The organism is Bacteroides sp. UBA939 (assembly GCF_002293435.1).
Taxonomy (GTDB): domain Bacteria; phylum Bacteroidota; class Bacteroidia; order Bacteroidales; family Bacteroidaceae; genus Bacteroides.
The window spans coordinates 5449-9953 of sequence record NZ_DBDF01000032.1 but is presented as its reverse complement, the minus strand read 5'-3'; the positions used below and the strand labels follow the sequence as shown (position 1 = coordinate 9953).

The window sequence follows — 4505 nt, the reverse complement described above, 5'->3', positions numbered from 1 at the left end:
AAAAAGAGATCCGCGTCATCCGCGTCTAAAAAATGATAGTATAAACTAATTATGAACAGCTACTTAAAGCTAATATCTCCTTTTTGATTTCTTTTGTATGCAGGTGAAGATAGGGCAATTGCACCAAATGTTTATTTGTAACCAACTCCATAGACAGCTTAAGTCCTGAAAATTACATAAACTTCTGAAGTAACTCTTTCAGTACTCCGTTGTCCGCCAGTATCTTCTCCACAAACTCGCGGAAAGCGCCGAAACCGCCATGAGCTACAGTAACATAGTCTACTTCGCGCTTCACATAATCCGGTGTATTGTCAGGAGAGGCGCTGAAACCTACTTCACGAAGCAAGCGGATATCATTCAAGTCGTCGCCTATGAAAGCTACATCCTTTAAAGTGATTCCCATCTCTTCGCAGACTTCTTTCGCTTTCGCCAGCTTGTCATTGACTTGCAGGTAGCAACGGGATATCTTTAGTTTATCCGCACGTTTCTGCACTAATGGAGAGTTCTCGCCCGTCATAATGGCTACGGGGATACCCAGCTCGCGGAGGAAGATAACTCCCCAACCGTCTTTTACGCAAAAGCGTTTCATGACATCACCTTCGGCGGAGTAGTACATTCCACCGTCAGTCCAAACTCCATCAATATCGGTAATCACTAATTTCGGTAACATAGCTTCTTCTTTATTAATCAGATAATGCAATTATTTATTTCCACTTTCCGTACTTTCCCTTCAGACCGTCACGATAGCCGCACAACAATGCCCACAATTTGCTGAACTTCTGCTGTTCATACAGTATGATAAAAACCATACGCTTATAAAAATGGTAGTGCAGATGCGCTTTCAGATTCAATGCTTCGGGATAGAGACGATGCAAAAGAATACCATTGCGCACATTATAATATGAACGGGCCGGACCATATTCATTAGGAAACACTTCTTTTCCCAACAGACGCCTCTTCTTTTTCTGATAGCCTAAATCGTGTATCAACAGAATATTCTTGAAACATAAAACCGGTATGCCTTTCCTTTTAGCTCTCCAGCAAAACTCACAGTCTACTCCCCAAACGAAAAGCGACTCCATAAAACCACCTAAAGCTTCGAACAATGCAACCGGATAAACGCTCCCTGAAGTCATCGCCGAATATACTTCATCCACAGAGTCAGTCGGAGGATACATGGTGGTTTGCTGGGATTTAATGAAATAGTTGGTAGCAAAGATGGCAGCCTTATCTTCACCATAGTGACGGATTGCCTGAAGATAAGTCTCGAAGTCCTGCCCGTCAAAGTAACTATCCTGATCCAACGTCAGCAGATGCGTAAATTCATTTGTACGGGCATATGCCACAGCCTTATTCAGTGCGGAACCAATGCCCACATTCTCACCGCAACCATTCAAGAAGACTTTTCCCTTACCATCTCCCAAAGAGATTAAGTCCAGCTCTTTACGATCAACTGCCGGAGTATTGTCCCACAACATTAATTCGTCCAGTTGAGTTATATAAGTAGCGATGTTGTTCACTACCGCATCATCCGGATAATATAAAATGACTATGCCTAAGAGTTTCATAAACTATTGAATAACATCCGGATAGATAATCTCATTCCGGAGAATTTCTTTCAGCACCTTATGTCCTACCACCTGATTGCGATCCGCCCATTTGAAACCGTCGCCGGGACTCAACAGATGAATATCATTCTCGGTAATGACATCTCCGGGATACAAAGTTTTATTCGTAGCGATGGAGCGCTCCAGCTTCACCTTTGCCGAAGCTACGGAAGCATCGATATAGAGTTCTTCTTTTCCCAGCCAGCGTTCGGCGATGCGGATGTCGCGTATCATGCGGTTTACTCCATCGGGACCGAGCGAGCCTTGCTGATCGGTTCCTTTCATGCGGCGGTCGATGGTGACATGCTTCTCTATGATTTCCGCACCCATGCCCACGGCAACAATAGGGGCGGCGATACCGATAGTGTGGTCGGAGAAGCCGATAGTGTACTGCCCGTAATGCTGTTTCAGATAGCCGATAGTCCTCAGGTTCAGATTATCGGGTTGAGTAGGATATTGAGATACGCAGTGCAGAATGGAGATATCATTGTGGTAACGGGTAATCACTTCCAGGGCATCGTCCAGTTCCTTCCTTCCTGCCATGCCGGTGGACAGGATGATCGGTATCCGGGTTTCCGCCATCACCTCCAGCAGCGGCAGATTGGTCAGGTCGCGGCTTGCCACTTTCAGCCGGTCGGGCGTGAAGAGTTTCAGCAGGGAGAGGCAGCCTTTTGAACAGAGCGTTTCTACAAAGTCGAGGCCTAAAGACTTGGCATGGATGTAGACTTCGAAGTGTTCTTCATCCGTCAGTTCCAGAAAGGCGCGGTGTTCGCCGTAGGTACGTCCGAAGGAGTGGGGGGAGTCGTACGGGCGGTTCATTTGTGAGTCTGTCAGTTCCTCGTTCAAGTCCCGCTTGGTCATCTTCACGGCGTCCATCGGACGAAGCTCTATGTTGAATACTTCCTCGCGGACGGGGCGTGATACCAGGTCTACAATCAACTTGGCTATATCAACGGAACCGTTGTGGTTCTGTCCTATTTCACCTATTATATATGTACTCATAGAATTATGAATTATGAATTATGAATTATGGGCGTACCGGATGGGAGTCATACAATTCATAATCAGTTTTCTTATTTTTCATTTCTTGCAATATTCTCCAGCATCTTGATGCGATACCCAGGGTGCGCCTCTACCAGTTGCAAAAGGGCGTGGACGCTACGGTCGGTCTTCTCACGGAAGGTAGCGTAAAGCTCCTGCAACAGGGTGAAGTCTTCCATCGTATCCAGTGTGAAGCGGAGGTCGAAACGTCCTTCCAGCTCGTCGGGCAGAGGCAGCAGGCGCACATGGAATGTTTCGGGGTGTGTATAGAGATAGATGGTGACGTGCTCAATGTTTAGTTTCTCCTGCGTGGCGGCGGCGACGCGGCGCAGGGCTTCTGTGGTGGTAAGTTCGGCGTACAGTCCCAGATGGGATTTGATAGTGGGGCGTCCATCGGAGAAACCGTAGGCTATGTAGTCGGCGGGAGAGGATGTATGTTCGGCAAAGAAGGTGGCGAAAGTCTCCGGGCGCAGGAAAGGATTGTCGGAACAAACCCGTATGAAGCGGTCGATACCAAATGTTTCTGCCGCACATAGAAAGCGGTCGAGCACGTTGTCTTCGTCACCGCGGAAGCTGAGGATGCCTGCCCGGCGGGCTACTTCGGCAAGCACGTCGTCCTGCGGGCGGTTGGTGGTGGCAAGTACGATGCATTTGCCGGGGCAAGCCTGTTTGATGTTGTTTATCAGTATGTCGATGATGCGCTGTCCGCCATAGAAGGGGAGCAGTATCTTGTTGTGCAACCGGGTTGAACCGGTACGCGCCTGAATGATTATTCCGTCTTTCATACTTTCATCCGTTTAAAAGCGTCGATATAAGAGCCGGGGGTGATGTTGATTATTTCCTTGCCCAGCCGTCGGGCATAGGCTTCGAGTATGAAATAAGATTTGAAGGCTACGTACATGTGGTAGAGAATGGTGTACAGGCGTGCGCTGCCCAGGTTTTCCTGTGTCACGGTGGCGGCTTGCGAATTGTTGCGGTCGTAAAAGTGCTTCTGGTGCATCAGTACTACGTTGTCGTCCGTTACTGTGATTTCCGGTAGCCATGAGTGGTCGGCTCCTGCAAGATATACTTTCTTGAAGGGCAGGCGTAGTCCTGTGGCGATGGAGGGTATCAGTACGTTGTGCGGACGGGGCACGCCCCAGCCTTTGCGGAATATCCAGTTAGAGAAATGCTGGAATCCTTCGATGGGGGTGGTGTTGTAGGTATAGACTTTGATATGTGGATTGCCTGCGAGGAGTGGTTGCCATTCTTTGTTCGTCCATGCGCGGGCGGGCATGAAGAGGTTCATGTCCCAGGTGGTCTTCTGGGCCATTGTCTTGAACAGTTGTATGCGCTTCTCGGGAACAATCCAGAACAGGGGGTCGGCAATCAGATAGATTTCGGGGCGGAGGTGTTCAAAGATGTGGGAGGTGACACAGAAGTTCACTGCCAACAAGGTTTTCTCCTGTATGAAGTCTGCTGACTCTTGCACTGTACGGTTCAGGGAAGGACCGTTGGCGAGTATCAGTAATTCGTCGGGGTTGCTGAAAGAAACCGGCAAACTCGTGTTCCATTTAGACTGCAACAGAATCTTCACTATGCTTAGAAAGCTTTGCCAGCATTGTTCCAGCCATTTCATTGCTTTATCTCCCATATAATTATTATTAAATTTGAGTTTCGAGAGTTACTTCTGTGTCATTGAACTATCCTAATTAGCTTCGCTGACAGATTATTTAATGTGTCATTGAACTATCCTAATTAACTTCGCTGACAGATTATCTGATTCCTTTCACTAAGGTACGTTCCCCTCCTCCCTGGAGGAGGAGAATAGAGATACTTCCGTTAATCACTAAGCAGCTGTTCATAATTAGTTTATAC

General features: G+C 47.7%; 5 protein-coding genes. All 5 read right to left on the bottom strand.

Going from position 1 to position 4505, the window contains the following annotated elements:
* Positions 1–172 precede the first annotated feature (172 nt).
* The 5 genes from B2Z67_RS02170 to B2Z67_RS02150 all read right to left on the bottom strand — a co-directional run bounded on the left by B2Z67_RS02170 (position 173) and on the right by B2Z67_RS02150 (position 4281).
* Positions 173–670, bottom strand: a complete 498-nt coding sequence (locus B2Z67_RS02170; protein WP_291528179.1) for a KdsC family phosphatase — start codon at positions 668–670, stop codon at positions 173–175.
* A 34-nt stretch (positions 671–704) separates the two neighbouring features.
* Complete coding sequence (locus B2Z67_RS02165; protein ID WP_291528178.1) at positions 705–1568, bottom strand: glycosyl transferase family 2; 864 nt, start codon at positions 1566–1568, stop codon at positions 705–707.
* A gap of 3 nt (positions 1569–1571) precedes the next feature.
* Positions 1572–2609: an N-acetylneuraminate synthase family protein gene (locus B2Z67_RS02160; RefSeq protein ID WP_291528177.1), complete on the bottom strand. Its 1038-nt coding sequence runs from the start codon at positions 2607–2609 to the stop codon at positions 1572–1574.
* A gap of 71 nt (positions 2610–2680) precedes the next feature.
* On the bottom strand, positions 2681–3433 hold the full coding sequence (locus B2Z67_RS02155; protein WP_291528176.1) for a cytidylyltransferase domain-containing protein: 753 nt from the start codon (positions 3431–3433) through the stop codon (positions 2681–2683).
* Positions 3430–4281, bottom strand: coding sequence for a hypothetical protein (locus B2Z67_RS02150; RefSeq protein ID WP_291528175.1), 852 nt, complete (start codon positions 4279–4281; stop codon positions 3430–3432). The genes B2Z67_RS02155 and B2Z67_RS02150 overlap by 4 nt, the downstream gene beginning before the upstream one ends.
* Positions 4282–4505: the final 224 nt, after the last annotated feature.